23 protein-coding genes are annotated in these 26,098 nt (G+C 56.4%); 7 read left to right on the top strand and 16 right to left on the bottom strand.

What is annotated here, in order from left to right:
- The 4 genes from EUZ85_RS05325 to EUZ85_RS31085 form a co-directional block, all read right to left on the bottom strand.
- Positions 1–510 (bottom strand): OmpA family protein, encoded by a 510-nt coding sequence (locus EUZ85_RS05325; RefSeq protein ID WP_127968268.1) that lies wholly within the window; start codon positions 508–510, stop codon positions 1–3.
- A gap of 677 nt (positions 511–1,187) precedes the next feature.
- Positions 1,188–2,183: a cytochrome d ubiquinol oxidase subunit II gene (locus tag EUZ85_RS05335; protein WP_127968270.1), complete on the bottom strand. Its 996-nt coding sequence runs from the start codon at positions 2,181–2,183 to the stop codon at positions 1,188–1,190.
- A gap of 10 nt (positions 2,184–2,193) precedes the next feature.
- A complete protein-coding gene (locus EUZ85_RS05340; RefSeq protein WP_127968271.1) occupies positions 2,194–3,555 on the bottom strand; it encodes a cytochrome ubiquinol oxidase subunit I in 1,362 nt (453 codons plus the stop codon).
- Entirely contained in the window at positions 3,548–3,706 is a 159-nt protein-coding gene (locus EUZ85_RS31085) for a hypothetical protein (protein WP_164887189.1), read from the bottom strand. Before EUZ85_RS31085 ends, EUZ85_RS05340 begins: the two co-directional genes overlap by 8 nt.
- A 269-nt stretch (positions 3,707–3,975) precedes the next feature.
- Here EUZ85_RS31085 and EUZ85_RS05345 point away from each other — a divergent pair, with 269 nt between their 5' ends.
- Positions 3,976–5,844, top strand: a complete 1,869-nt coding sequence (locus EUZ85_RS05345) for an ATP-binding protein (RefSeq protein WP_127968272.1) — start codon at positions 3,976–3,978, stop codon at positions 5,842–5,844.
- Complete coding sequence (locus EUZ85_RS05350) at positions 5,841–7,199, top strand: sigma-54 dependent transcriptional regulator (RefSeq protein ID WP_127968273.1); 1,359 nt, start codon at positions 5,841–5,843, stop codon at positions 7,197–7,199. The genes EUZ85_RS05345 and EUZ85_RS05350 overlap by 4 nt, the downstream gene beginning before the upstream one ends.
- 113 nt (positions 7,200–7,312) lie before the next feature.
- Here the strand turns inward: EUZ85_RS05350 and EUZ85_RS05355 are convergent, their stop codons facing one another.
- From EUZ85_RS05355 to EUZ85_RS05375, 5 genes are all read right to left on the bottom strand, one after another.
- The gene (locus tag EUZ85_RS05355) at positions 7,313–8,356 is read right to left on the bottom strand and encodes an ABC transporter ATP-binding protein (protein WP_127968274.1); all 1,044 of its coding nucleotides are present in this window, start codon (positions 8,354–8,356) and stop codon (positions 7,313–7,315) included.
- Positions 8,353–9,321, bottom strand: coding sequence for an ABC transporter ATP-binding protein (locus EUZ85_RS05360; protein WP_127968275.1), 969 nt, complete (start codon positions 9,319–9,321; stop codon positions 8,353–8,355). The genes EUZ85_RS05355 and EUZ85_RS05360 overlap by 4 nt, the downstream gene beginning before the upstream one ends.
- Positions 9,322–9,338: 17 nt before the next feature.
- Entirely contained in the window at positions 9,339–10,244 is a 906-nt protein-coding gene (gene oppC, locus EUZ85_RS05365) for an oligopeptide ABC transporter permease OppC (protein ID WP_127968276.1), read from the bottom strand.
- A gap of 36 nt (positions 10,245–10,280) precedes the next feature.
- Positions 10,281–11,207: an oligopeptide ABC transporter permease OppB gene (gene oppB / locus EUZ85_RS05370; protein WP_127968277.1), complete on the bottom strand. Its 927-nt coding sequence runs from the start codon at positions 11,205–11,207 to the stop codon at positions 10,281–10,283.
- Between the two features lie 67 nt (positions 11,208–11,274).
- Positions 11,275–12,867, bottom strand: coding sequence for a peptide ABC transporter substrate-binding protein (locus EUZ85_RS05375; RefSeq protein WP_127968278.1), 1,593 nt, complete (start codon positions 12,865–12,867; stop codon positions 11,275–11,277).
- Positions 12,868–13,296: 429 nt separating this feature from the next.
- Between EUZ85_RS05375 and EUZ85_RS05380 the strand changes: the two genes are divergently transcribed.
- A complete protein-coding gene (locus tag EUZ85_RS05380; RefSeq protein WP_127968279.1) occupies positions 13,297–14,046 on the top strand; it encodes a spermidine synthase in 750 nt (249 codons plus the stop codon).
- 36 nt (positions 14,047–14,082) lie between these two features.
- Here EUZ85_RS05380 and EUZ85_RS05385 read toward each other — a convergent pair whose 3' ends face one another.
- Positions 14,083–15,465 carry an aminotransferase class V-fold PLP-dependent enzyme gene (locus EUZ85_RS05385; protein WP_127968280.1) on the bottom strand — a complete coding sequence of 461 codons (1,383 nt, stop codon included), beginning with the start codon at positions 15,463–15,465 and terminating at the stop codon, positions 14,083–14,085.
- 99 nt (positions 15,466–15,564) lie between these two features.
- Here EUZ85_RS05385 and EUZ85_RS05390 point away from each other — a divergent pair, with 99 nt between their 5' ends.
- Complete coding sequence (locus EUZ85_RS05390) at positions 15,565–16,977, top strand: PLP-dependent aminotransferase family protein (RefSeq protein WP_127968281.1); 1,413 nt, start codon at positions 15,565–15,567, stop codon at positions 16,975–16,977.
- A 3-nt stretch (positions 16,978–16,980) separates the two neighbouring features.
- Here the strand turns inward: EUZ85_RS05390 and EUZ85_RS05395 are convergent, their stop codons facing one another.
- The gene (locus tag EUZ85_RS05395; RefSeq protein ID WP_127968282.1) at positions 16,981–17,766 is read right to left on the bottom strand and encodes an ABC transporter substrate-binding protein; all 786 of its coding nucleotides are present in this window, start codon (positions 17,764–17,766) and stop codon (positions 16,981–16,983) included.
- A 212-nt stretch (positions 17,767–17,978) separates the two neighbouring features.
- Here EUZ85_RS05395 and EUZ85_RS05400 point away from each other — a divergent pair, with 212 nt between their 5' ends.
- The gene (locus EUZ85_RS05400; RefSeq protein WP_127968283.1) at positions 17,979–18,827 is read left to right on the top strand and encodes an ABC transporter substrate-binding protein; all 849 of its coding nucleotides are present in this window, start codon (positions 17,979–17,981) and stop codon (positions 18,825–18,827) included.
- 22 nt (positions 18,828–18,849) lie between these two features.
- On the opposite strand, the gene EUZ85_RS05405 is transcribed toward EUZ85_RS05400, so the two are convergent.
- From EUZ85_RS05405 to ytfE, 5 genes are all read right to left on the bottom strand, one after another.
- Positions 18,850–19,182, bottom strand: coding sequence for a hypothetical protein (locus tag EUZ85_RS05405; protein WP_127968284.1), 333 nt, complete (start codon positions 19,180–19,182; stop codon positions 18,850–18,852).
- Between the two features lie 56 nt (positions 19,183–19,238).
- Entirely contained in the window at positions 19,239–19,955 is a 717-nt protein-coding gene (locus tag EUZ85_RS05410) for an alpha/beta hydrolase (protein ID WP_127968285.1), read from the bottom strand.
- On the bottom strand, positions 19,952–20,305 hold the full coding sequence (locus tag EUZ85_RS05415; protein ID WP_127968286.1) for a helix-turn-helix domain-containing protein: 354 nt from the start codon (positions 20,303–20,305) through the stop codon (positions 19,952–19,954). The genes EUZ85_RS05410 and EUZ85_RS05415 overlap by 4 nt, the downstream gene beginning before the upstream one ends.
- Before the next feature lie 116 nt (positions 20,306–20,421).
- Positions 20,422–22,692: a nitric-oxide reductase large subunit gene (locus EUZ85_RS05420; protein WP_127968287.1), complete on the bottom strand. Its 2,271-nt coding sequence runs from the start codon at positions 22,690–22,692 to the stop codon at positions 20,422–20,424.
- Positions 22,685–23,353, bottom strand: a complete 669-nt coding sequence (ytfE, locus tag EUZ85_RS05425; protein ID WP_127968288.1) for an iron-sulfur cluster repair protein YtfE — start codon at positions 23,351–23,353, stop codon at positions 22,685–22,687. Before ytfE ends, EUZ85_RS05420 begins: the two co-directional genes overlap by 8 nt.
- A gap of 155 nt (positions 23,354–23,508) precedes the next feature.
- Between ytfE and norR the strand changes: the two genes are divergently transcribed.
- Both norR and EUZ85_RS05435 read left to right on the top strand, forming a co-directional pair.
- The gene (norR, locus tag EUZ85_RS05430) at positions 23,509–25,038 is read left to right on the top strand and encodes a nitric oxide reductase transcriptional regulator NorR (protein WP_127968289.1); all 1,530 of its coding nucleotides are present in this window, start codon (positions 23,509–23,511) and stop codon (positions 25,036–25,038) included.
- 120 nt (positions 25,039–25,158) lie between these two features.
- A complete protein-coding gene (locus EUZ85_RS05435; protein WP_127968290.1) occupies positions 25,159–26,046 on the top strand; it encodes a GyrI-like domain-containing protein in 888 nt (295 codons plus the stop codon).
- Positions 26,047–26,098: the final 52 nt, after the last annotated feature.

Genomic DNA, 26,098 nt, shown 5'->3' on the forward strand with positions numbered 1-26,098 from the left:
TTAGAAGTTGTAGCCCATACCGACACTATAGACGAATACGCCGTCGCTGAAGCGGTTATCCGCCTCGTCCGCATCTTCAAACAAGAACTGGTATTCCACCTGACCGACCACAAAGGTGTTGTCGGCCACATAATATTTCAGGCCGGCTTCGGGGGCGGCGATGAAGCTCTCATCCACAGACTCGCCGTAAATGTAGCCGAGGTTGGCGCCCACGTAAGGTCTCAGGTTGTCGCGGCCCAGATGGTAATCGTAAAAGACGCGGGTGGAGCCGTTCCATACGCTTTCTTCTCCCTCGTTATCAGAGACGCTGACCGATTGGCGCACCCCTATTTCTGCGTCTGGAGACAGGTATTGCCCGTAAGCGCCATCCATGGAGAAAATGTTGCTATCAAAGTCTTTATCACTGGACCCCGAGCCGGAAATGGAAAACTCCTGCGTTCCCACATCTGGGGCGGAGTAAGCGGCGGGGGTGATAGCGATCAGGCTGATGGCGGTAATTAAGTGTTTCATGGCTACTTTTCCTTTTCGTTTTTAGTGACTCAATGAATGATGTTTATCGCCGCGCTAACAATTTTGCGCGGTTGCCTGAGCTTGAAACGCAGAAAGTGTGCCGATTTGCTGAAGCCCTTGGGACGCGTTGGATTAGAGAGAATTAAACGTTTGACGAGGCGTGTGGAATGCGAGTGTATCGGGGTAATAATTCCAAGGATTTGTAAGGATTACATGTAGATAGAGCGGACTTCAGGGGATTTATCGCACCAGAAAACCATGAGAGCGAAGGCTCATGGTTTTCTGGTCTGTAAGGCTTAAAAGAGGGAGGTTGGCGTTGTATTATTAACATGGCAATGATATTGGCATGTTAATCACCAGGCGCATGGACGCGCCTGCGCGGCGACAAGCCGCGGGAGACAGGGCCTGACCTGTGCAGGCCCTGTCGTTGCAGACAAATAGAAGGAAGCTATTTGTCTGCCGGATTAATAACCTGAGCAAGGGCATGCCCAGAGCGCCGCAGGTAATTCCAGCGATGGCGCAGGAAAACCCGAAATATGCGATGAAGCCCGCCAGCAATCATGTAGAAGCAGATAACGCCTGTAGCGCCATACGCACTGCGCCGGCGGCGAGCGTCAGAGCGACGACTCCCGCCAGGTAAAGCAGCACGGCGTTACGAGTCTGACGCCATTTGTTCATCAGTAGCCGTCCTGAGTGGTGGTTTTACCGCTGAACACCCGATAGTTGTAGATGTTGTAAGCGATGACCAATGGCAGGAACAGCACGATCCCCACCAGTGTGAAAGTGGTGCTGCGCTCGGGAGCGATGGCCTCCCAGATAGTGAGCTGGCCCGGAATGATGTAAGGAAACATGCCGGCGGCTAATCCGATGAAGGAAAGCCCGAACAGCGCCATGGCCATACCCAGAGGCTTCAAATCATTGCCTTCGCCGCTGCGCAGCGTTTGCCACAGGCGGAGACCCACATAAGCGCTCAACAATGGCACGGGCGCCAGCAGAAGACCGGTGGGCCAGGTCAACCAACGTTGGAACACCTGAGGCTGAGCGAGCAGCATCCAGACGCTGACCAGCGCCAGAAAAAACATGACGGCGAACAGACTGATAATGCCCAGGCGTCTTGCGGAAACTTGCAGGCGTCCTGAGCTCTTGCGCACCAGCCAGCAACTGCCGAGCAGGGCGTAGCCGCAAACCAGGGCGACGGCGGTCATCAGCGAGAAGGGCGTAAACCAGGCTATTTGCTCGGATGCATGAGGTGTGAGAGTGAATCCTTGCACCAACGAACCGAGAATAATGCCCTGGCTTAAGGTCGCCAGCGTGGAGCCGAAGCTGAAACTGAAGTCCCACCAACCGCGACTGGTATGGGATTTAAAGTAAAACTCAAACGCCACGCCGCGAAAAATCAGCGCGATCAGCATCAGGATAATCGGCAAGTAAAGCTGCGACAGTACTGTTGCGTACGCCTTGGGAAAGCCTGCGAACAGCACCACGCCGCCGAACACCAGCCAGGTTTGGTTACTGTCCCAGAGATGAGACAGGCTCTTCATGGCGATAGCGCGGTCTTCCGCTTTGTTTAGCCAGGGCGACAGGATGCCTACGCCCAGAGAAAAGCCATCCAGCAATACATACATCAGAACGCCGATGGCGATGAGTAACAGGTATATAAGCGCAATGTCCATGGCGACTCTCCTAGTGTGCGGGGTTTAGCGTAGTGGGCAGCTCTTCGTCCTGAGCGGCGCCGGTAGCGTCGGCAGGTCCCTGACGGATCAGCTTACGCATGAAGTACAGATAGACGCCGAACAACAGGGAGTACACAGCGACAAACAGAATCAGCGTAGACAAGACTTGCGACGCCGGCAGCGGCGACGTTACATCCACTGTGCGCACCAGTCCCTGCACCAGCCAGGGCTGACGACCCACCTCCACGACATACCAGCCCGCCAGAGTCGCGATGACGCCTGCAGGAATCATCAGGCGGGAGAAGTTCAATAGCAGACGGTTGTCAAACAGACGGCCTTTGCGGCGCGCCCACAGGCCCAATACTCCAAGCAGCAGCATCAGCCCGCCCAGCGCCAGCATGATGCGGAAAGAGAAAAACACCACCGCCACGGGCGGCCGGTTTTCCGGCGCCACCTGATCCAGTCCGGCGATCTCTCCGTTGATGTCATGAGTCAGAATCAGACTGGCGGCCTTGGGAATGACAATCTCGAAATCGTTCTTGGCTTCTTTCTGATTGGGCAGAGCGAACAGACGAAAACCCGCGCCCTGTTCGGTTTCCCATACGGCTTCCATCGCGGCGACCTTTACGGGCTGATGTTCATGCACATTCAAACCGTGCATGTCGCCCGCCAGGATCTGCAACGGCGCCAGAACCAGGATCGCCCACATGGCGATGGAAAAACCGCTTTTGGCGAACTCAGTATGTTGCTTCCGCAACAGATAGATCGCGTTGACGCCGGCGAACAGCAATGACGCGGACAGGAAACTGGCCAGCAGCATATGAGTCAGGCGATAAGGGAATGAGGGATTGAAAATCACCGCCCACCAATCCGTCGGATGAAATACGCCGTCAACGATTTCATACCCCGCCGGAGTATGCAGCCAGGAGTTGGCCGCCAAAATCCAGAACGCGGAAATCATGGTGCCGACGCAGACCACACAGGTCGCAATGAAATGCACCTTCGGGGAAACTTTTTTCCAACCGAACAACATGATGCCAAGGAAGCCCGCTTCCAGAAAGAAAGCGGTGAGCACTTCATAGGTCAATAGAGGGCTCAGTACGGGGCCGACGATTTCCGAGAAACGGCTGAAGTTGGTTCCAAATTCATAAGAAAGCACGACGCCGGAGACGACGCCCATGCCGAAGGTGATTGCGAAAGGCTTCTGCCAGAAGCGCGCCTGTTGCAGGTACACCTGACGGCGGGTCTTGAGCCAGAGGCCTTCCATCAGGGCCAGATACAGCGATAGCCCGATGGTGATAGTGGGGAAAATGATGTGATAACTAATTGTGAATGCGAACTGGATGCGTGACAGTAACGCGGGATCAGGCATTTTGCTCTCCTCCCTCGAATTGCAGGCGTGCGGTTCTGAGCGCGGTTTTGCGGGAGCGTCGATTGCGCTGCAGCACTGGGGCGAGAGTCATGCCACAAGCCAACAGGATGACAGCGGAAACGGAAAGCAGATCGATTAACCAGGCGCTCATACGAATACTCCTATCTCTTATTACTTCAAACGTTCTATGACTTCACAACTTTGACTTCGCCGCTTCGCTTGAGGTGATCGTTTCTTCACTCTGGATGCGGCTGGGTATGAAATTCGCTTTGCAGTAATAAGAGCAACTTGCGCGCCAATCACAAAATGCGCTGGGACGCCTTGATGTGCGGCAATTTTTTCCTAATTTAGGGTTCTGGGTGTAAACTTCGTTTACTGTTTTTGGGGAGGCTGGCGTAAACAAAGTTTACGCTTGGGGACATGAATACGATTCAGCTTTTTTCCGTTTCCATGTGGACCACGGTGTTGTCCGCCGGGGGCGTTTCACTATGGTTATGGTCGCGACGGCGGCAAGAGCCTGCGCTAAAGGCATTGTCCGGGTTTTGTCTGTCGATGGCAATCTGGTGTTTTGGCCATATTCTGGTGCTGGAAGATCATCAGGCGATAGGAACGCTGATTCTGTTGGGCAACCCATTGATGCCTACCGCTTTCCTGCACTTCGTTCTGTTGTGGCTGGGTGAGCCGCTGGAGCTGCCGCAACAATTGCGAAGGCTGGCTCCGTTGTTCTACTTCACCGCCGTGGCGGTTGTGCTGGCCAGTTGGATGACAGGGGGCGGTTATATTTCTCCCTGGATGCAGTTCGATGGATTTTTTCATCTGGCTTTCACGGGGTGGCTGAATCTTGCGTATACCGTGGCGATTGGCGTTGTCGGGCACTTGCTGCTGTTAATGGCGTTTCAGCGCAGCAAGGGCAACTTGAGGCGTTCCATTACCGCCATGTTTATTACCGGCGGCTGGGGGTTCGCCCTTTCCACCAGCTTTATTTTCCCGTCCCTGGATATCAATCTGTTTCCCTACGCCATGCTGGCGCTGCCCAGTTACGCCGTGCTGGTGGTGTATAGCGTGGTGCGCTACCGCTTGGTGGAAGTGAATCGCTGGGTGAATCAGGCGGTGATCTGGCTGGCCTTGCTCGCCACCAGCATGTTGGCTATGTCGTTGATCCTGGCTTTGTTGGCGCCTTTGGGGCTGGCGGAGTTGGCGCAGGCGCCGTTGAGTCAGTTGGTAGTGTACTCCGGCATTTTGCTGGTGTTCGCCTGGCTGGCGTACGGACCCGCCAAAGAATTCGCCGATCGTCTGGTGTATCCGGGGGCGGTGCTGGATAAGTCTACGTTAGATCAATGGGTTACCCGCCTCAATGCGGTAAGAGGCTGGGGAGAGTTGCGCCAGACTGCTGAACAGCTCTGGCTGAAAAAGAGTGGAGTGTCCGCCAGCGTGAATATAGACGGCCGCTTCGACTGCCCGCCAGGCCCGGTGTTTGTCTGCGAGAAGCACGAACAGTGGGATTGTCGTTTGCAAGGCTGGGAAGACATTGCACCGTCGCACCAGCGTCTGGCGGAATTTATGGCGAAGCTGTTGCCGTCCGCCTGCGCTACGCTGGAGCGTTCGCTGTTGTTGGCGGAGGCTGAGCGCAAACGGCTGGAGCAGCAGCATCTGGTGGAGCTGGGCGGCCTGACGGCGGCGATCGCCCACGAGCTCCGCAACCCCCTGAATATTATCACCATGGCGGCGGCGCAGACTGACCCGCGTATCCGCGAGCATATTTCCAAGCAGGTGGAGCGGGCGGAGCTATTGATCAAGGATGTGCTCACTTACGCCGGACAGATTCGCCTGGACCTCAAGCCAACCAATTTATGCGCGCTAACGGCGGCCACAGTGGCGCAGATTCGGCAATTGCATGAGGTGGAGATAGAGCTGGAGGCCCCCGACGAAGTCTGGTTATCCGTTGATCCACAACGTCTACAACAAGTGTTGATCAATCTGTTGGATAACGCCGCCGCCTTCGTCAGACAGACGCCTCAAGGCAAAATTTTGGTGGCGCTTGCACAAGATGAGCGTGGGGCTCTGATTGCGATTCACAACAATGGGCCGGCGGTGCCTGACGCGATGAAGCCGCGCCTGTTTCAGGCCTTTGTCAGCAAGCGAGCTGGCGGTAGCGGTCTGGGACTGGCGATAGTCCGGCGTATTGTCGACGCCCATGGCGGCGATGTCTGGCATAGCGATGAGGAAGGATGGCCGGTGAGTTTCATGATCCATCTTCCCCTTGAACATGATGAAAAGGAAACAACATGAGCGCAGCGAAAATTTTGATAGTGGATGACGAAAGCGCATTTTGCGAGCTGTGCGCATTATGGCTTGAGCAAGCGGGATACGAGGTCAGCAGTTGCGGCGACGCAGAGTCCGCGCGACGTCTGTTCAACGAGCAGGATTTTGATCTGGTGTTGCAGGATCTGGCGTTGCCGCCGACTTTTTTGCCGGAAGAGGGACTGCAACTGATCGCCCTGTACGCGGATACCCCAGTGGTGGTGTTGACTGGGCATGATGAAAAGGAACTGGCGATTAAAGCGATGCAGGCGGGCGCCTGGGACTTTATCGGTAAGCCTGTCGATCCGGATATGCTGCGGGTGGTGGTGCAACGCGCCATCGAGCGGCGACGGTTAGCCAAGGAGGTGGAGCGTCTGCGGCGGGTGGTGGGGCGTCCGACGGAGTCCGATGATTTGGGACTGATCGGCGCCAGCGCCAGCATGGATTCTCTGCGCGAATTGATCCGGCGTATTGCGCCCACTGACGTGCCTGTCCTGATCCAGGGCCCCAGCGGCACAGGTAAAGAAGTGATCGCCCAAGCGCTGCACCGTCTTAGTCAGCGCGCTGCGGAACCCTTTATTTCCGTGCACTGCGGCGCCATTCCAGGCGAGCTGTTGGAAAGCGAACTGTTCGGTTATAAAAAAGGCGCGTTCACCGGAGCGGATAAAGACCGTAAAGGGCTATTGTTTCTGGCGGATAAAGGCACTCTGTTTCTCGACGAAATAGGGGAGATGCCTCTGCCCATGCAGGTGAAGCTGCTGCGGGTGCTGCAGGAAGGATGTTACTACCCGGTTGGCAGTCGTGAAGTGGAGCATATTGACGTGCGTCTGGTCAGCGCCACTAACCGCAACCTGCCCAAAGCGGTGGAGGAGGGCGGCTTCCGTGACGATCTGTACTATCGCATCAAGGGCCTCACGCTGATGACGCCGCCATTGCAGGAACGGCGCTCGGACATTCCGCTGCTGGTGCGCCATTTTTTGCAAGGAATGGCGCGTAAGAGCGGGCGCGAATTACAAGTGGATGGTGAAACCATGCGCTGGTTCTGCGCGCAACCCTGGCCCGGTGCCGTTCGGGAACTGAAGAACACCCTGGAAAGCGCTGCGGCTATTTGCATGGGAGACGTGCTGACTATGCAGGAGGTCAACCTGATCAGCGGAACCGCCGCCCCTGTCGCGCAGATAAAAGGCGACACGCTGGACGAACAAGTCAGCTCGCTGGAGATCCACCTGATCCAACAAGCCCTGAGCGAACAACAAGGCAACAAAACCCGAGCCGCCGCGCAATTAGGTCTTACAAGACAAGGGTTGCTGAAGAAAATGGCGAGATATGGGGTGGGGGGATGAAAAAAGAGCCGGCAGTCAAACTGCGACGCCGGCGAGAGTGGAATAAACTTTTGTTGCAGGACTTGTTGAAAATCCCGCTGCCGCCAGGGTAAGTGGAAGCGGGGATCACAAGATTAGTCGGTGATTTCCTTCCATTTCAGGCACGAGACCTGATGGTCCGCGCCGGTATGTTCAAGCACCGGGATCTTCTCCGCGCAGCGGCTTTCTGCGTAGTTGCAGCGTGTGCGGAAGACGCAGCCGCTGGGCGGATTGATCGGCGAAGGCAGGTCGCCCTTCAAAACGATCTGTTCTTTCTGGCGCTCGATATCCGGGTCAGGAATCGGCACGGCGGAAATCAGGGCTTTGGTGTAGGGATGCTTGGGCTCTCGATAAATGGAATCTTTGTCCGCCAGCTCCATCACTTTGCCCAGATACAACACCATCACCCGATGGCTCACGTGGCGCACCACCGACAGATCGTGGCTGATAAACAGCAGCGACATGCCGAATTCTTTTTGCAGTTCCGTCAGCAGGTTAATGATTTGCGCCTGGATAGAGACGTCCAGCGCCGAAACCGGCTCGTCGCAGACAATCAGCTTGGGTTGCAGAATCATCGCCCGCGCAATGCCGATACGCTGACATTGTCCGCCGGAGAACTCGTGCGGATAGCGGTTGATCATCTGCGGCAGCAGACCTACTTTGTCCATCATGGCTTTGACTTTGTCGCGACGCTGCTGCTTGCTGAGTTCTGGATAGAACGTCATCAGCGGCTCAGCGATGATATCGCCGATAGTGCGGCGCGGGTTAAGGCTGGCCAGTGGGTCCTGGAAGATAATCTGCATGGACTTGCGGTGAGGACGCATGGTTTTGCTGTCCAGTCCCGCGATGTCCTGTCCCAGCCAGACGACCTTGCCGTCCGTGGGCGAAATTAACTGCAATACGGCCCGCCCCAGAGTGGACTTACCGCAGCCGGATTCGCCCACGATGCCCAGTGTTTCCCCTTCGCGCACTTCAAAGGATACCCCGTCGACGGCTTTTACAAAGCGGTCGTTTTTCTTGAAAAAGCCGTCACTGCCGAGAGGGAAGTGCACTTTCAGATCGTTGACGGTCAGTATGGTCTTGCCTGTGGGAATGGCGCTATTTCCCGCGCTTTGTTCAATTGCGTTGGCTTGGGTCATGAATGAGTCTCCAGAAGGCAGGCGCTCAAGCGATTCTCGCCGACTTTACGCAACGGCGGATCATCCAGCTTGCAGCGGTCTTGGGCGTACGGACAGCGGGGATGAAAAGAACATCCCTGAGGCAGATTTTGCAGGTTGGGCGGCTGCCCGGGAATCGCCTGCAAAGAGCTGTGTCCGGCGCCGTCCAGACGCGGCATGGAGGCCAGCAGTCCCATGGTGTACGGGTGCTTGGGATTGTAGAAAATCTCCCGTACGGTGCCTGACTCCACAATCCGACCGCCATACATCACCAGCACGCGATCGCAAAGCCCCGCCACGACGCCCAGATCGTGCGTGATCATGATGATCGCGGTATTCATTTCTCGCTTCAGCTCCGCCATGAGCTTGAGAATCTGCGCCTGGATAGTCACGTCCAAAGCTGTGGTGGGCTCGTCGGCGATCAGCAGGTCCGGCTGACACAGCAGGGCCATGGCGATCATCACACGCTGACGCATGCCGCCGGAGAACTCATGGGGATACATATCGAAGCGCTTGGCGGGTTCGGGAATACCGACTTTGCTGAGCATTTCGATACAAGTGGCCCGCGCCTCCTGCATAGAAACGCCTGTGTGCTCCACCAGTACTTCCGTCAATTGTTTGGAAACTTTAAGGAACGGATTCAGTGACGTCATTGGGTCCTGAAAAATCAGCGACATATCGCTGCCGCGCACTTTATTCAGCTTTTCTTTAGACAGGCCGAGAATTTCCTCTCCCTTGAAAAGCACGCTGCCGGTGGACTTACCGTTGTCCGCCAGCAGTCCCATGATTGACATGAACACCTGGGTTTTGCCTGAACCGGATTCTCCCACGATGCCCAGACTTTCCCCGGGAAACAACTGAAAGCTCACGTCGTTAACCGCATTCACCTTCCCATCGGGGGTGTTGAATTTGGTTTCCAGGTGGCTTACTTCCAATAAGGGTTGCATGATGAAAATCTCCGCCGTTATCTGTCTTTGGGATCGAGCGCGTCACGCAGCCCGTCGCCGATGAAGTTGAAGCAAAACAGGGTGGTGGCCAGGAAAATAGCCGGGTAAATCAGCATCCAGGGAGCCATTTCCATCAGCTTGGCGCCTTCGGAAATCAGCACGCCCCAGCTGGTCAGCGGCTCCTGCACCCCTAAGCCCAGGAACGACAGGAAACTCTCGGTCAGAATGACCTGGGGCACTGTCAGAGTGACGTAGACAATCACCGGACCCAGAACATTCGGAATGATGTGACGGAAGATAATTTTCAGGTTACTGACGCCGCCTGCGTGCGCCGCTTCGACGTATTCCTTGCGCTTGATGGATAGCGTCTGACCGCGCACGATACGCGCCATGGTCAGCCACTCCACCGCCCCCAGGGCGACGAAGATAAGGAATATGTTGCGGCCGAACACCACCATCAACAGGATGACGAAGAACATGAATGGCAGGGAGTACATGATGTCGACGAAGCGCATCATAAAGTTGTCCACCTTGCCGCCGAAGTAGCCGGAAATAGCGCCATAGGTGACACCGATAATCAGACTCACGCCGGTGGCGAGAATACCTACCATCAAAGACACGCGAGCGCCGTAGAGAACGCGGATAAACAGGTCGCGCCCGCTGCTGTCGGTGCCGAACCAGTGTGCGTTGGCGTAATCCGGAGCGGCCTGAATGCGGTCCCAATAGATTTCATCCAGTGGGTGCGGGCTCAGGAAAGGAGCGAAAATGGCCATGAGCGCGATGATGGCGAGAATCGCCATGGACACCACCGCCGCCTTGTTCTGGAACAAACGGCGTCTGGCGTCCTGCCACAAACTGCGCCCTTCGATGGAGTTTTCCGCATCGGGCATCATGGCGGCGAGCTTACTTTTTTGACTGTACATTGCTTGATCCTGGGATTGATTCATCTGCGCCTCCCATCAGTCGTGAAGACGGACTTTAGGGTCGAGCAGGCCGTACAGCATGTCGACGATGAGGTTCAGAACGATAATGAGCACGCCGTAGAAAATGACGGTTCCCATTACCAGGGGATAGTCCCGGTTGAGAGCGCCTTGGATGAAGTAACGACCGATGCCGGGAATATCGAAAATCGTTTCGATGACGACAGAGCCGGTGATGACGGCGGCGGTGGCGGGACCAAGGTAAGAAACTACTGGCAGCATGGCGCCTTTCAGGGCATGACGCAGCAGCACCAGACGCTCGCGCAGACCTTTGGCGCGTGCGGTGCGAATATAGTTGGAATGCAGGACTTCAATCATGCTGCCGCGGGTCAGTCGCGCGATATAGGCGATCTGCGGCAACGCCAGGGCGAGTACTGGTAGTACTTTGTATTGGAATGAGCCGTCACCCCAGCCCGCTACGGGCAACCAGGACAGATAAACACCGAAAATCAGGGTAAGCACCGGCGCCATGACGAAGTTGGGGATGGCGATGCCGGTCATGGCCATGGTCATCACGGAGTAATCGGCTGCGCTGTTTTTGCGCAAGGCGGCCATCGCTCCAAATAAGGTGCCGAATATGACTGCGAGGAAAATCGCCATACCGCCTATCTGTAAGCTTGCTGGGAAACCTCCCATGAGCAGGTCGGTGACGCTGAAGTCGCGGAATTTGTATGACGGCCCGAAATCGCCCACCAGGATCTTGCCGAGGTAGATGAAATATTGCTCCACCAGGGGCTTGTCCATGTCGTAGGCTTTCATAATGTTCGCTTCGATTTCCGGAGGCAGCGAACGTTCTTTATCCCAGGGACCGCCGGGTGCGATCCGCATCATGAAAAAAGCGATAGTAATAACGATGAGCAGGGTTGGAATAGACGCCAACACCCGCCGAATGAAATAGTTCAACATAACGGTTACGCAGAATAGGCTGAGCGGAGGCCGCCCATAAGGGCGCCTCCGCGAAAAGGTTTAGCGATTAATTCTCGATACTTAACCAGCGAGTGCGGTGGGTATCGTTGATAGCGTCTTTCCAGCCTTTGATCTTGGTGGAGACCAGGTTTTTGGACACGTAGTAGTAGATAGGAATGATGGGAGCGTCTTCCATGGCGATAGCTTCCGCTTTGCCCATGATCTGCGCGCGTTTCTTCAGGTCAGACTCAAGGTAAGCCTCTTCCATCAGCTTATCGTAGTCAGGATTGTCGTAGTTACCGTAGTTCAACGATTTGGAAGTACTTTCCAGCAGGAACAGGAAGTTCTGCGGATCGTTGTAGTCAGCCACCCAGCCAGCGCGAGCGACTTCGAAGTTGCCTTGCTTCAGTTCAGCGTAGTGAACTTTAACTTCGCTGTTGAACAGTTCAGTTTCAACACCGATCTTCTTCCACATTTGCGCAACCGCGATAGCGATACGCTTGTGGTTGTCGTCAGTGTTGTAGCGCAATTGCACTTTCAAATGCTTGTCGTCGCCGTAACCCGCTTCTTTCATCAGCTCTTTGGCTTTAGTGATGCGGTCAGCCATCGGCATGCTTTTCCAGGTGACGTAAGAAGGCTCTTTGTAGTTGCTGGTGCCGGGGGGAACCATGCTGTAAGCAGGCAGCTCGCCGGTTTTCAGCACCTTGTCCATGATGATTTCACGGTCGATGGCCATGGACAGAGCCTGACGGATGCGCTTGTCGGTGAATGGCGCGCGCTTGGTGTTGATCGGATAGTAGTAAGTGCCGAGGTAAGGAGCGATTTTGGTCTCCTCAGGCATGTTTTGACGCAGCCAGTCGATCTGGCCGGAAGGGAACTTGTAGATGCAGTCGATTTCGCCGGCGCGCATACGCTTGATCAGCGCCGCAGCGTCTTCCTGTGGGTAGAAGATAACGTTGTCGATTTTGACGTTAGCCGCGTCCCAGAACAGTTCGTTCTTGGTCACTTTGACGTGGGTGTTAGGCAGCCATTCCACCAGCTTGTAGGGGCCGTTGGTGGCGATATGTTCTTTCTTGGTCCAGTCCTTACCGTATTTCTCAACGATATGCTTGGGCACAGGGAAAGCGGTGTAGTGGGTCAGCATGCTGATCAGGAAAGGCGCAGGCCCTTTCAGCGTGATTTCCAGAGTTTTGTCGTCCAGTGCGTGTACGCCCAGATCTTCCGGCTTGGCTTTGCCAGTGTTCAGCTCTTCGCCGTTTTTGATGATATACAGCAGTGAAGCGTATTCCGCTGCGGTTTCCGGCAACAGGATACGGCGCATAGCGTACTCGAAATCCTGCGCGGTGACGGGCTGGCCGTCGCTCCACTTGTGATCGCGAATTTTGAATGTGTAAACCAGTCCGTCGTCGCTAACGGTCCAGCTCTCTGCGGCGCCGGGGATGGCGTTGCCTTCAGGGTCTTCGGTCGTCAGGCCCATAAAAAGATCCCCAGCGATGCGGTTCTCCCAGTCACCGCTGAGGAAATGAGGGTCCAGTGACGCCGGCTCACCCTGGTTGCCGATTCTTAGTGTTGTGTCAGCTTGGGCGATGGGCGCTCCCAGCAGAGAAAGTGTCAGCGTTAAGGCGGAAAATATTTTCCCTGTGCGAGATTTAAAACTCATAAAATCCTCTCGTCTTAATGTTGATGTCCCAATGGTTTTATTGTTTTTTCCATAGCGGACTGGTTACGAGGCTGACCCGTTTTCAGAGCGCAAGAGGCCTCTGTGATGGTACAGCATCAGTTTTAAGTTATTGTTTATTACGCATCATGCCAGTCATTGGACAACGAGTGTGGAGAGAGGCGCTAACTTGGTCAATCGAAATGCCGTATACCTATATGTACTTTTTGTATATCTACGTATTGATGTGGGGCGCCAGCCATGCTGGGCGTATCAAAACGGGGCGAAAGAGGGGATATGGTCATAACGCTTAATTTAAGCTCCCTTCAAGGCGATAGTGTCCGGGGCGCCGACTACTGTTTTTTGTCCCCGGCGCAATTTACACTTTGCGCGGTTTTTTTAAGACGAAAATGACGCTCAGGCCTGCTTTTTATGGCGATTCCCGGTAGAGAAATATTTCGCACCTATGACGAATTCGGGTGCATTCAGGTGTTTGACGACGGCCAGAAGCGCTATCTGGGGTTCGGCTCGAACGATGAACAAAGCTGTCTGCTGAAAGACAATCCCTCTTTACTGGCGCACGGCTATACTCGCGCCATGCTGTTGTGCCTGTTGCTGCATGAGCCGAGACGCGCGGTCATGTTGGGCTTGGGCGGCGGCAGCCTGATCAACTGTCTCTATCATCGGGTTCCTGACCTGCAGCTGCAGGCGGTGGAGTTGCGGGTGGAAGTGATGCGGGTGGCGCAGCGCTTTTTTCAGTTGCCGCGTGACGAGCGGGTGCAGGTTACCATTGCTGATTTCGCGTCTTACTTGGAGACGGCCCCGGCGCATTCCGCAGACTTGCTTCTGTGCGACGTATTCACCGGAGAGGGATTAGACGGCCGGCTGCTGCAACCGGCTTTTCTTGAGCAGAGCGACCGTCTTTTGAGCGACGATGGCTGGCTGGTGATGAACTGCTGGGTGGATCATCGCCTGGAAAAAGTCATGCTGGCGGAGTTGGGACGGCGCTTTCGCAGCGTCTATCTATGCGCGACCCAGGAAGGCAACTGGATTATCCTGGCGGGCAAGCCCGCCGTGGCGTTTGCGGAAAAACAGCTGACCGCCGCAGCGAAAAAGTTGTCGCCGCAGTTAGGCTTCTCCCTGGCGCCCTTCGTCAAACGCATGACCCGTTATCAGGCCTAGGGAACCTCTGAAAAACGTTGGCGCCTCGGACGCTGATTACTGCCGGGCGCTCCTCTCCAGCACAGCACAGACGTGGTCGACATCGTCCTGCGTGGTGCGCCAGTTGCTGAAGGCCGCTCGAATAGCGCTGCGTCCTCGCCATTGGCCTGGCGTCATGAAGACTTCGCCGGAGCCGTTGAGTCGCTGCAGAAAACCAGATACGTCAGCGTCATCCATTCCCTGTGGGCGAAACACCACGACATTAAGTTTGGCCGGCTTGAGTAATTCGTAGTCGGGTGATTGCTGTAACCACTGCGCCAGTCGCTCCGCCTGCGTACAATTGTCTTCCACAATGCGCCGGACACCGGCTTTGCCATACGCCAGCAAGCTGATCCACAAGGGCAGGGCGCGGAAGCGGCGCGAGTTCTCGATCCCCAGATTCATAAACGACGGCGTGACGCTGTCTACCGCCAGATAAGGCGCGGGCACTTCCAGGCAGGACTGTAACAGCGCCAGATGGCGACAGAAGAAGATGCCGCAATCGTAAGGCGTATTCAGCCATTTGTGCGCATCGGAGGTGATGGAGTCGGCGCGCTCCAGCCCCCTGGTCCAATCGCGACGATCTTCCAATAAGCGCGAGAACAAGCCGAAAGCGCCATCCACATGCAGCCAGGCGCCATGTTGCTCACACAGATCGGCGATAGCTTCCAGGTCGTCAAAATCCGTGCCTGTTACCGTTCCGGCGCTGGCGAGTACGATTTTTCCCGCACAGTCGCTGTTCTCCAGCGCAATACGTAAGGCGTCCACATCCATAGCTTCACTGTCAGCAAGCCGCGCTACCTGAACCAGGCGCTTGCGCCCCAATCCGGCGATCGCCATACCTTTCAGGGCGCTGGCGTGGGGCGTGGCGGAAAACACTTCCACCGCAACGTCTGATAACCCTTCAGCGGCGATATCCACGCCCTGTCTTTGGCCTGCAAACTGACGACCGCAGATAATCCCCAATAGATTGGAGGCCGTGGCGCCGGTGGTCAGGCAACCGGAAAAACTGTCCGGTAGATCGCAAAGGTCGAGCAGCCACTCAATGGTTTGAACTTCCAGGGCAGAGGCGATGGAGTCTCCCGGGGTGGACAGATTCTGATCCACCGCTGCGGCGATCCAGTCTCCCAGCAGCGCGGCTGGAGTCACTCCGCCGGTAACGAAGCCCCAATACCGGGGGCCGATAGCAGCGGCGAGATGAGGGCTGACCTCCTTGATGAAGCGCGCGACGGCGGCTTCCGCGCCTTCTCCAATCTCTGGCGCTGCTAATGCGGGGGGAGTGATGTCGGAGATCATGGCCGCTGGGCGATCATCGGCGGAACGGATGAAGTCCAGACACCATTGGCGGACGTCAGCGGTCAATCTGTCCAGATCGTGAAAGTCGTCGTGTAACTGTGTCATGGCGGCGCTCCTGAGTATGGTTAGTGAATATGCATTGCATTATCGGAGCAGGAGTGAAAGCATAACAGTGACAATTATATTCTATAAAAAGAGTACAATTTGCCTGCCTTATACCAGACCCTGGCGGAAAGCCTGATGCAAGATATCTATAGCGGTCGTCTGCAACCCGGGGAACGATTGCCCTCGGTGCGGCGTTTCAGCCGTCAGCGTGAGGTCAGCCTGACGACGGCGCTACAGTGCTACCGCCAGTTGGAGGCGGAAGGCTTTGTCCAGGCGCGACCGCAATCTGGTTTTTACGTGAGACATAAAGAGAAGCCCCCTGCGGGACCGGAGTTGCCGGTGTTCACCGGGCGCGCCGCGCGGGTCGCCAACATTGGGGCGATCGAAGAAGTGCAGGCTGTGTCCAGTCGTCGTGATTTCGCGCCTTTCGGCGTTTCCCTGTTAGCGCCTTCGCTGGTTCCATCCGACATGCTGCAGCGCAGCCTGATCCGTGCTTCCCGGCGCTTGGGCGAGCGTTTGTTTCATTACGGTCCAGCACAAGGCGATGCGGGGTTGCGGGAAGCGCTGGCGCGGCATTTCAAGGAGGATGGCATGGCGTTCTCGCCGGATGATCTGATGATCTGCAATGGCGGCATGGATGCGGTGAGTTTAGGGTTACAGCTGTGTACGCAACCCGGAGAAACGGTAGCGGTGCTCACCCCCTGTTTCAGTGGGCTATTGCAGGTGATAGAAAGCCTCGGACGCAAGGTGCTGGAGATTCCGTTGCATTATCGGGGCATCTACCCGGAGCGTTTGCGTGCAGCGATGGCGCGGTCGGATGTGAAGGCCTGCCTGTTGAGCGCCAATAATCATAATCCGCTTGGGTTTACTCTGTCGGCGCAGGAGAAAAAGGACATCGCCGCCTGGGCGGCCGCGTACCAATGCCCGGTGATTGAAGATGATATTTTCGGAGAGTGCGGCTATGGCCGCCAGCGACCGCTGCCCATTAAATCCTGGGATGACGAAGGCTGGGTGTTTTGGTGCGGCTCCGTATCGAAAACGCTGACGCCGGCGTATCGCCTGGGGTGGTGCGCGCCGGGTAAATGGCGACAGGCTGCGCTGCAGCATCGCCGGGCGCTCACGATCAGCGTCAACCAGCCTTTGCAAGCGGCCCTGGCGGACTTCATGCACTGTGGCGAATATCGCAGCCACTTGCGCAAGTTGCGGCTGAGTCTGGCGCAGCAGGTGGACGCCATGAGCCGGGCCGTATTGCAGTCTTTTCCTGCCGGCTCCACCGTCACAGAACCGGAGGGCGGGTATGTGCTTTGGGTGACCCTGCCGCCACAATGCGACGGCTGGCGAGTGTTTCAACGGGCGGCGCAGGAAGGCCTGAGTATTTCTCCGGGGACGGTTTTTTCCATCACAGAACGCTATCGTCACTGCATCAGATTGAATGCGGGCTGGCCGTTTGATGAAAAGGCGCAGGCGGCGGTGAGCAGGCTGGGGGAAATCTGCCGGGAGGCCGTGACGTAGCGGCTATTTTTTCTGAATGAAATCGCCCATGCGGGACTTTTCAAACAGCGACTCCAGGCGTCCGCTTGCGCGCATTTTCTTTAAGCCGCGATTGAAAGCCTCTATTAATTCATTGGCGTCAGGTACGCGACGGGATATCAGGAGATAGTGTTTCTCCTCGGACAGGGGCTTCAAATGACTGGTCACCATGCGGTCGACGCCGGGGGCGAATTCACTGGATAAAATGAAGTAGCCGACTTCAACATCTTCCGGCACCACATCCACCCGGTGTTTGAACATCATTTTGAAGCTGCTGACGATATCGCTGGCGTAGTCGTGGGCAATTTCCTCATTGCGCACCATGTCCATGAATTTGTCGTTGTAGTTGTAACCCAGCGTCAGTCCGAAGCGGTACTTTTTCAGATCGCTGAAATCTTTCCAGTCAAACTCGGCGTTGCGCAGATGGAAAAACACATACTGGGTGCTGGAGATCGGGTCGCTGTAAATGAAGTATTGGGTGCGCTCTTCGCGATAGGCCCACAGGATGGAGCCGTCCCACTCTCCGTCCTGTGCGCTTTGCAGGGCGCGCTTCCAAGGCAGAAAAGTGAATTTGACTTCGTAACCTTCGCTGGCGAAGGCCTCTTTGACGATCAGCGATACGACGCCATCGTACTTAAGGTCCTGAGAGACGTAGGGCGGCCATTCGCCATTGGTGAGGCGGACGACGCGTTTGGCGTCGGCGGCGTGAGCGAAGGACATCAGGCTCAAAGCCCACCCAAGAAGCAAGAAGCGCCAGAGACAGGTATTCATGGTTAGACGGCCGTGCAAGTGAAAAACATATCCTGCGAAAGACTTTGAGCCTTTCCCGTTATGTCATCATGACAATCCGCTAATAGGTTTAAGTGTATGCGAATTGCCGCGGTTCGCAAACGCAAGCAAGGAACGCAGTGGCGAACTGCGACCGAGACTATACTCATTAAAGCGTCGCCCGATGCGGCTCAATTGCAATCTAAGGAACCCTGATGAGGCGCCTGACGGAAAGACTATTATTCACTCTTGTTTTCATCGCCATGATTGACGGCGCGATGGCGAAAGAAAAGATTTTGCTGGTGACCCAGGATTTCCCTCCATTGCAGGTGATGACGGGGCATGGCGAGTACACCGGCTTCGTGATCGACTTTATGAAGGAAGTGGTGGCGGACGTCGCCAAAGACAACGACATTGAGAGCAGCATTATGTTCGCGCCCTGGAAGCGGGCGATGCTGTTGGCGGAGGATCAGCCGAACGTTGTTTTCTTTTCCCTGTCGCGCACCCCTGAGCGAGAGACCAAATTCCACTGGCTGGGATGGGTGGCGCCTTATGATGTGTATCTCTATAAACTCAGCTCCCGGGAAGACATTCAAGCGAAGGGCTGGGAGGATATCCTTGGCAAGGGTTACAGCATCAGCGTGCAAAGCGGCAGTAACTTTGAAGAGCTGCTGAAGCGCAAGGGCATTGGCTTCCCACCGGACAATACGGTAGTGGAGACGGTGGTGCATAATTCGCAGAACATCATGCGTGAGTATCGCGGATTTACGGATCTCATGATGCAGGTCGAAGTCAGTTTTCCCATTCGCCTGAAAGAGGTGAATCTCAACCCGTCCAACTTTGAAAAGCTGTTCAGAATCGAAGAGCTGTCGGGACGCTTGTGGGCGGTGGTGAGTCCGAAAACGTCTGAGGCAGTCAAACAGGCGTTACAGAAAAGCTTTGATCGTTTGAAAGCGGCGGGACGGGATAAAGAGCTGATGCGCCGTTACTTCGTGGAGCCGCCTGCGGATGCTTTATTGGAAGTGGAAAGAACCTTGGAGAGCCGCGTCGCCTGGCCAAGCTGAAACCGCAGTTCGTTTGGGCTGGTCAGGATATACGGACGCTGGCGACCACTCCCTCACAGCGCAGAGAGCCCAGGGTGGAGCTGGACGTGTAGATAAAGAAACTGCCGCCATCCACGTCGATCGCCGCCACTTCTATGGAGAACTGTTCGGACATGCGGTTCGCCTCGCTCAAGGCGTCACTCCCAGACTTCAGAAACACGGTGGCGCCGCTTTCAAGGCCTGCGATATCGCCTTCCAGCGGCGCAGGATCATCGCAACCTGAATTGACGGCGATATGGAACTGAGCGTCACACCCACCTAACCAGGGCGATACGCATAGCGTCGCCATAGCGACCCAGCTAATAAGCTTGCTCATGAGCGGCCTCTTCCCCGTGGACTTGAATCGAGTATACGCCTTTGAAGCGGATGACGTCATGGTCTGGCGGGGCGTCGGCGGCTCTCCCAGATAGATAAGGTGTCCAGCAGAGTGCGGGCGCAGGCGGCGGGGTTGGCCTGGAGCAGAAAGTGAGGGCCTTGGATGCGCGCCAGGCGGTTGTCAGGGAAATGCTGTTGGATCTCCAGCGCTTTGCCTGGCTGCACTAAATAATCGTCGCTGGCTTGCAAGTAGATAGATGGCAAAGAGACCGGCTCGCGACGCCATTGCAGATGTTGCAGCGTCTCCAGGCGAGCCTTGAGCGTCGCCGTCGGTACGGAGCGTACTGCGGCAGTGAAACGTTGCAGGAAGTCATCGCCGACATCCGGGCCCAGCAGCAGGCGTCGCTGCGTCCAGCTGGAAAAAGGCAGTCGCATCATGCCTTGCAGCGGCAGCCGCCGACCGACGCATACCGCCCAGGGACTGGGAGTAGACAAAAACGTGGCGACGAAAATGACGCCTTGCAGGCCAGGGACGCCATCCGCCGCCAACAGCGCGCCGATAGGGCCGGAAAAGGACTCGGCCAGCAGATAGAAATCGTCGTCAGGAAGCTGCTCGCGAACGTAAGCGGCCAGCGAGTCATAATCCTGGGCGCCGGTTTGCGGTAGCGGAATAATTTGCGTTTCAATCTGGGGGATACATTCCAGAAATGGCGTAAACAAATCCCCGGTTCCGTCCATGCCCGGCAACATCACTAGTTTTGGTTGTGATTTCATCGCTGATGCGCATCCTTGCTGGCGGTCATTATTTCGTCCTGCAGTTTTTCCAGGTCGTCCAGTATGCGGATGAACTTGCGTCCGAACGGGGTGATTTCATATTCCACACGCGGCGGGATTTCCGGGTAGGCGATGCGTTTGATAATGCCGAAGCTCTGGTTTTTGCGCAGGCAGTCGTTAAGCACTTTGGTCGTCAGGCCATCCACCCGCCTCACCATTTCTCCGGGGCGATTGACGCCGTTCGCCAGCAGACTGAAGACGGTCAGCGACCACTTGCAGCCATAAATGGTTTCCACCATACGGGCGCTTTCCAACGGGGGCGTTTTCAAAGGGACGGTATCTTCGGACATAGACTCGAAACCATTAACGGACGACGACGGCGTCAGGACTGCAACGACCCCAGATAATAAACAAAAAGACCCGCAAACCTAAATAAGATTTCCGGGTCGTCCGTCATGGGAAGGGATTATTCCGCCACTGCGTCAGCCTGTAGCGATTCCCCTGATTCCCCGAACAAACCGCGCACCACCTGCCAGCCCATGGCGAAGGCGCCGACGATAAAGATGATGTCGCCGAGAGTGCGCGCCCAACGTAGAGTTTCCATGATGTCCTGTTGCATAAATATCTCGCTGCGCGCGTACCACAAGCCCTGGCTGGCGCTGGCGTGGAATTGCAGCAATCCTATCGGCGCCAGGCTGACGACGACCATCAACGCGAGTCCCGCGTTCAGCCACCAGAACCCGGCTTTCATCAAGCGATCGCTAAAGACCATATGGGGACGGATATAGCGCAGCACCAATAGAGTGAAGCCCAGGGCCAGGAAACCGTAGACGCCAAACAGCGCCGAGTGGGCGTGTACTGGCGTGGTGTTCAATCCCTGGATGTAATACAGCGAGATCGGCGGATTGATCAGGAAGCCGAAAACGCCCGCTCCCAACATGTTCCAGAAGGCGACGGCGACAAAGCACAATAGCGGCCATTTCAGGTTTTCCATCCATGGCGCCCGCGCTTTTAAACGCCAGTTCTCCCAGGCTTCGTAGCCCAGCACAATCAAGGGAACCACTTCCAGCGCGCTGAAGGTGGCGCCTACCGCCATCACCGGCGTCGTGGTGCCGGCGAAGTAAAGGTGGTGAAACGTTCCGGGAACGCCCCCGAGCATAAACAGTGAGGCCGAAGCCAGACTGGCGGTGGTCGCCATGGGCCGCGACACCAGTCCCATGGTGGAGAAAATAAACGCCAGCGCGGTTGTGGCGAATACTTCGAAGAAGCCCTCTACCCATAAGTGCACCACCCACCAGCGCCAGTATTCCATGATGGAAAGGTGGGTGCGCTCTCCGTAGAAGAACGCGGAGCCATAAAACAGGCCAATAGCGATCACTGACGCGGTCAGCAACGCAAGCAGATTTTTGTCGCCGGGTCGGCGTAAGCCATTGACGATGCCCCGCAGCATCAATACGAGCCAGAATGCGACGCCGAGGAATTTGCCAATTTGCCAGAGCCGCCCCAGATCTACATATTCATAGCCTTGATGGCCGAGCCAGAAATTCAGTTCCGGTGGCAGAATCTGGGCGATCGCCAGCCAGTTGCCGACAAAAGATCCGACCACGACCGCCACCAGCGCCCAAAACAGGATGTCGACGCCCAGCTTCTGATATTTGGGGTCTTTGCCGCCGTTAATAATGGGCGCGAGAAACAAGCCTGCGGCAAGAAAGCCAGTGGCGATCCAGAACAGCGCGCTCTGAATATGCCAGGTGCGCACCAGGGAGTAGGGGAACCATTGGGAGACATCAAGACCGTAAAAATGCTGGCCTTCGACGGTGTAGTGGGCGGTGAAGCCGCCAATCAGCACTTGGAAGGCGAACAGGGCGACAATCAGGAACAGGTATTTGCCCAGCGCCTGTTGAGAAGGCGTCAGCGCGAAACGGGTCAGTGGATCTGATTGCGGCGCCACAGGCTCCGCTACGTCATGTTTATGCAGGAACGCCCAGCCCCAAATTAGCAGGCCGACGCCGGCGATCAGTAGCGCGACGCTGACAATGGACCACATGATGTTTTCAGCGGTGGGGCGGTTGTCTATTAACGGCTCATGAGGCCAGTTGTTGGTGTAGGTGACGTCGCTGTCAGGTCTTTGCGTGGCCGCTGCCCAGGCGGTCCAGAAGAAAAAGGCGGCGAGCTTCTCTCTGCGCTGGGCGTCGGGCAGAGTATTTTCCTTCATGGCGTAACTTTCGCGAGTTCCCTGTAATTCCGCCGCGTCGCCGAACAGGCGGCTGTAGTAATCCGCGATATCCGCCATGGCTTGCGCGCGGCGGGGGCTCACTGTCGCCGCCCCACTGTCTGTGCTGTAAGTGTTGGTGCGGTATTCGCTTTTCAGACGATGGCGCAGGATGTTTTGCCGTTCGTCATCCAGGTCCGTATAAGCGGCGCCATAGACCTCCTGCGCCGCCAGCTCCAGCCAGCGCTCCAGTTCACGATGCAGCCAGTCTGCGGTCCAGTCCGGCGCCTGATAAGCGCCATGGCCCCAGATTGAACCCAATTGCATGCCGCCAACGGATTGCCAGGCGGTTTGTCCATCGAGAATATTTTCCTGGGTAAAAATGGTCTCTCCCGTCGTGGCGACATAGCGTTCTGGAATCGGCGGCGCCTGCCGGTAAACCTCGCGGCCAAAGAAACCGAGCAAGCAGAAAGTGACGCCCAATACGGCGATGAGCAGCCACCAGAGTTTGCGGTATTCAGACATGGGCGTCCTCCACAACATCGGTGAACAGAATGTTGTTCTCCAGATGGATGTGCTGCATTAGATCGTCTCGCAACTGGGCGAGGCCGGCGTACAGCGCGCGCCAGGTGTTGCAGGCGCCTTTGGGCGGCGTGATGTTGTTGGTCAGCGCCTCCAGATGCGCCAGTGCGTCGCCGTGCTGATCATGTTCCATACGCATGACGGAAATCGGGCCTTGCGCCTGCATGCCGCTCATTCCCGCCAGTAGTATGGGGAATAGAATGTTCTCCTCTTTCATCATGTGGCTTTCCAGCTCTTGGAGCATCTCCGTCAGATGCTGGGCCAGTCCATTGGGACATTCCTCTCGTTCCCCATGGACATGCTCCACGCGGCGAGCGAGGTGTATCAACTCCGGAAGCTGCTCGCGATGGCGGGCGTGGTAGCGGGTGAGAATATGGTCAATCAGCTCAGGGCGACCGGCGTTGCTCCAGTTATCATCCGGCTCCTCCTGCAGAGCGTTAAGCTGATCCAGAACAACCTCCGGCTCCAGCTCCTTCTCAGCCAGGGCGTCTCGTAGTTTCTTGGCCCCTCCGCAACAAAAATCCAGATGGTATTCACGAAAGAGGCGGGTGGAGCCGGGGAGGTTGCGAGCGATCCAGCCGACGGGGCGATCAAGTAAGGTCATGGCGGGTTTCCTTTGATAGTGATTAACTCGCCATAACAATGGCAACCTTTATGCCATAGGTTAAGTTATTGATATATATGATATAAAAATTATATATGGTGTTTTTTACCCAAATCGAATAGGGTGATAAAAACCCTTCTAAGGTGATTAATACCATGATTGAAGCCAGCCTATTGGCGGACCTGGTGACGGAACTGCCCCATGCCGTGCGTTATCAGCGCTTAATGAACGCCATGCGGGAGTATTTTCGCTGCGGCGCGGTGGCGTTATTACGGCTTGATGGCGACAGTCTGCGGCCGCTGGCGGCGGAGGGGCTGGTGCTGGAAACCCTGGGGCGCCGCTTTATCATCGCCCAGCATCCCCGGCTTGCGGCGATTCTGGCCAGTCGGCGGCCGGTGTGTTTCCCTAGTGATTCGAGCCTGCCCGATCCCTACGACGGACTGCTGGAAAGCTGCGTCGGCGAGCCTCTGCCCGTGCATGACTGTATGGGCGTGAGCCTCTATGTGGATGGCGCACTGTGGGGAGCGGTGACCCTGGATGCGTTGCAGGAAGGAACTTTTGATGCCCGGGCGCAACAGGATCTGGCGCGTTTCACGCTGATCATCGAAGCATCGGTAAGAGTGACCCGACTGGAGCAGGAGCGCAGGAATCTGGCGCTGATGCGCCAGGATGGAGATCGGCGTGGCGTAGCGCAGGAGGAAGGCGAGATTATTGGCTCCAGCGACAGCATCAGAAACCTGTTGCGGGAACTGGACGTGGTGGCGGACTCAGAACTGCCGGTGCTGCTGATGGGGGAAACCGGGGTGGGCAAGGAGCTGTTTGCGCGGCGGCTGCACAGTCGTTCGCCGCGTCGGGAGCGCCCATTGATCCATGTGAATTGCGCGGCGCTGCCGGAGTCTTTGGCGGAAAGTGAGTTGTTCGGTCATAGCAAAGGCGCTTTCTCCGGGGCTTCGGCGGATCGCGCAGGTCGGTTTGAGGCGGCGCAAGGCGGGGTGATCTTCCTGGATGAGGTGGGAGAGCTGCCCCTCGGCGTGCAGGCTAAGTTGTTGCGGACTTTGCAGAATGGTGAGATTCAACGCCTGGGCGAGGACCAGCCCAGACAAGTGGATGTACGGGTCATCGCCGCGACCAATCGACAGTTGAAGGACAGCGTTCGCGCCGGCGACTTTCGGGCGGATCTGTATCACCGTTTGTCCGTCTATCCTGTATGGATTCCACCGTTGCGCGAGCGGGGTTCGGATGTGCTGGTGCTGGCGGGACACTTTCTGGAATTAAACCGCTCCCGCCTGGGCGTGCGCAGTCTGCGGCTGTCGCGTGCGGCGGAGCAGGCGCTGTGCGCGTACTCCTGGCCGGGCAATGTGCGGGAGCTGGAACATGTCATCAGTCGCGCGGCCCTCAAAGCGATCAGCCGGGGCGCCAATAGAAATGACATTGTGACGCTGGATGCGGCGTTACTGGACCTGGACTACGGCGACGCCATGTCGGCGCCCAGAGAAAACCCGCTGTCTGAAAGCGTGAGTTATCCGCGTGTCCGTTCTCTGCGCGCAGTGGTGGAGGATTGCCAGCGCGAAGTTATCCGTGAGTCGGTGAATCGCCACGATGGCTCCTGGGCCGCCGCCGCTCGTGAGCTGGAGGTGGATTCGAGCAATCTGCACAAAATGGCCAAGAAACTGGGGCTGAAATGAGCCGGCCGCCGGTGGCGCTCATGCTGGTTAAGCCCTGGTTGCCGCCATCAGCGGTAGTCAGCAAGATCAATCAGGCGAATCTGCGCATGCGCTGCCACACTGCTCTCCGTTGAGGCGAATATGGCGAATGAGACGACGGTAACCACTTATCAAAATCGACTGCGGCGCGTGTTGGCGTACATTGACCAGCATTTGTTTGATGACTTGAGCGTCGAACAGCTGAGTCAGGTCGCTCACTTCTCCAAATTTCATTTCCACCGGCAGTTTTCTGCGAGCATGGGAATGGGCGTATACAAGTATGTGCAATGGCGACGGCTGAAAAAAGCCGCTCATGAGCTGGCCTATCGCAGTCGTTATAGCGTGACGGATATTGCGTTGAATACTGGGTTTGACAGCTTGGAAGCCTTTTCCCGCGCCTTCAAGAAAGCATGCGGACAAACGCCTTCCCAATTTCGGCGACAACCGCGTTGGGAGCCTTGGCGAGACCATGATGAATTTCTTTTCAAAGCGAGGGCGGACATTATGCAGACGGATATCTCGAACTATGCCATCAATATCGTGGAACAGGAGGCCATTCCTGTTGCGGCGCTGGAACATCGTGGCGCTCCAGAATATCTGGGCGAGTCCATCCGACGCTTTATCGAATGGCGTAAAGCCAACAAACGGCCTCCCTCAATCAGCGCCACGTATAACATTCTGTACAACGATCCAGAGACTACGCCAGCGGAGGCGTTCCGCATGGACTTGTGCGCAGGCGTCAACTCAGCGATTGAAGAAAATCCTTACGGCGTTATAGCTAAAACGCTTCCGGCGGGGCGCTATGCCGTGCTGCGCCATATCGGGCCCGACGCCGGCATGCGGGCGGCTTTCCACTTCTTGTATGGCGAGTGGTTGCCTGGGAGTGGGGAAACATTGCGTGACACCCCTTGCTTTCTCCAACGCGTGACAATGTACCCAGACGTTCCTGAACATGAAGCGGTCATCGATATCTATTTGCCATTGGTTTGATCAGCCCCGCGCTGCCAAAAAGGTTCTTCTTCGACCCAAATCCAGCAATAAT

The organism is Hahella sp. KA22 (genome assembly GCF_004135205.1).
GTDB lineage: Bacteria > Pseudomonadota > Gammaproteobacteria > Pseudomonadales > Oleiphilaceae > Hahella.

Coding starts and splice junctions, on each gene's coding strand:
- EUZ85_RS05325 (WP_127968268.1), bottom strand. CDS start 510: ATGAAACACTTAATTACCGCCATCAGCCTGATCGCTATCACCCCCGCC.
- EUZ85_RS05335 (WP_127968270.1), bottom strand. CDS start 2,183: ATGGACATTGCGCTTATATACCTGTTACTCATCGCCATCGGCGTTCTG.
- EUZ85_RS05340 (WP_127968271.1), bottom strand. CDS start 3,555: ATGCCTGATCCCGCGTTACTGTCACGCATCCAGTTCGCATTCACAATT.
- EUZ85_RS31085 (WP_164887189.1), bottom strand. CDS start 3,706: ATGAGCGCCTGGTTAATCGATCTGCTTTCCGTTTCCGCTGTCATCCTG.
- EUZ85_RS05345 (WP_127968272.1), top strand. CDS start 3,976: ATGAATACGATTCAGCTTTTTTCCGTTTCCATGTGGACCACGGTGTTG.
- EUZ85_RS05350 (WP_127968273.1), top strand. CDS start 5,841: ATGAGCGCAGCGAAAATTTTGATAGTGGATGACGAAAGCGCATTTTGC.
- EUZ85_RS05355 (WP_127968274.1), bottom strand. CDS start 8,356: ATGACCCAAGCCAACGCAATTGAACAAAGCGCGGGAAATAGCGCCATT.
- EUZ85_RS05360 (WP_127968275.1), bottom strand. CDS start 9,321: ATGCAACCCTTATTGGAAGTAAGCCACCTGGAAACCAAATTCAACACC.
- oppC (WP_127968276.1), bottom strand. CDS start 10,244: ATGTACAGTCAAAAAAGTAAGCTCGCCGCCATGATGCCCGATGCGGAA.
- oppB (WP_127968277.1), bottom strand. CDS start 11,207: ATGTTGAACTATTTCATTCGGCGGGTGTTGGCGTCTATTCCAACCCTG.
- EUZ85_RS05375 (WP_127968278.1), bottom strand. CDS start 12,867: ATGAGTTTTAAATCTCGCACAGGGAAAATATTTTCCGCCTTAACGCTG.
- EUZ85_RS05380 (WP_127968279.1), top strand. CDS start 13,297: ATGGCGATTCCCGGTAGAGAAATATTTCGCACCTATGACGAATTCGGG.
- EUZ85_RS05385 (WP_127968280.1), bottom strand. CDS start 15,465: ATGACACAGTTACACGACGACTTTCACGATCTGGACAGATTGACCGCT.
- EUZ85_RS05395 (WP_127968282.1), bottom strand. CDS start 17,766: ATGAATACCTGTCTCTGGCGCTTCTTGCTTCTTGGGTGGGCTTTGAGC.
- EUZ85_RS05400 (WP_127968283.1), top strand. CDS start 17,979: ATGAGGCGCCTGACGGAAAGACTATTATTCACTCTTGTTTTCATCGCC.
- EUZ85_RS05405 (WP_127968284.1), bottom strand. CDS start 19,182: ATGAGCAAGCTTATTAGCTGGGTCGCTATGGCGACGCTATGCGTATCG.
- EUZ85_RS05410 (WP_127968285.1), bottom strand. CDS start 19,955: ATGAAATCACAACCAAAACTAGTGATGTTGCCGGGCATGGACGGAACC.
- EUZ85_RS05415 (WP_127968286.1), bottom strand. CDS start 20,305: ATGTCCGAAGATACCGTCCCTTTGAAAACGCCCCCGTTGGAAAGCGCC.
- EUZ85_RS05420 (WP_127968287.1), bottom strand. CDS start 22,692: ATGTCTGAATACCGCAAACTCTGGTGGCTGCTCATCGCCGTATTGGGC.
- ytfE (WP_127968288.1), bottom strand. CDS start 23,353: ATGACCTTACTTGATCGCCCCGTCGGCTGGATCGCTCGCAACCTCCCC.
- norR (WP_127968289.1), top strand. CDS start 23,509: ATGATTGAAGCCAGCCTATTGGCGGACCTGGTGACGGAACTGCCCCAT.
- EUZ85_RS05435 (WP_127968290.1), top strand. CDS start 25,159: ATGGCGAATGAGACGACGGTAACCACTTATCAAAATCGACTGCGGCGC.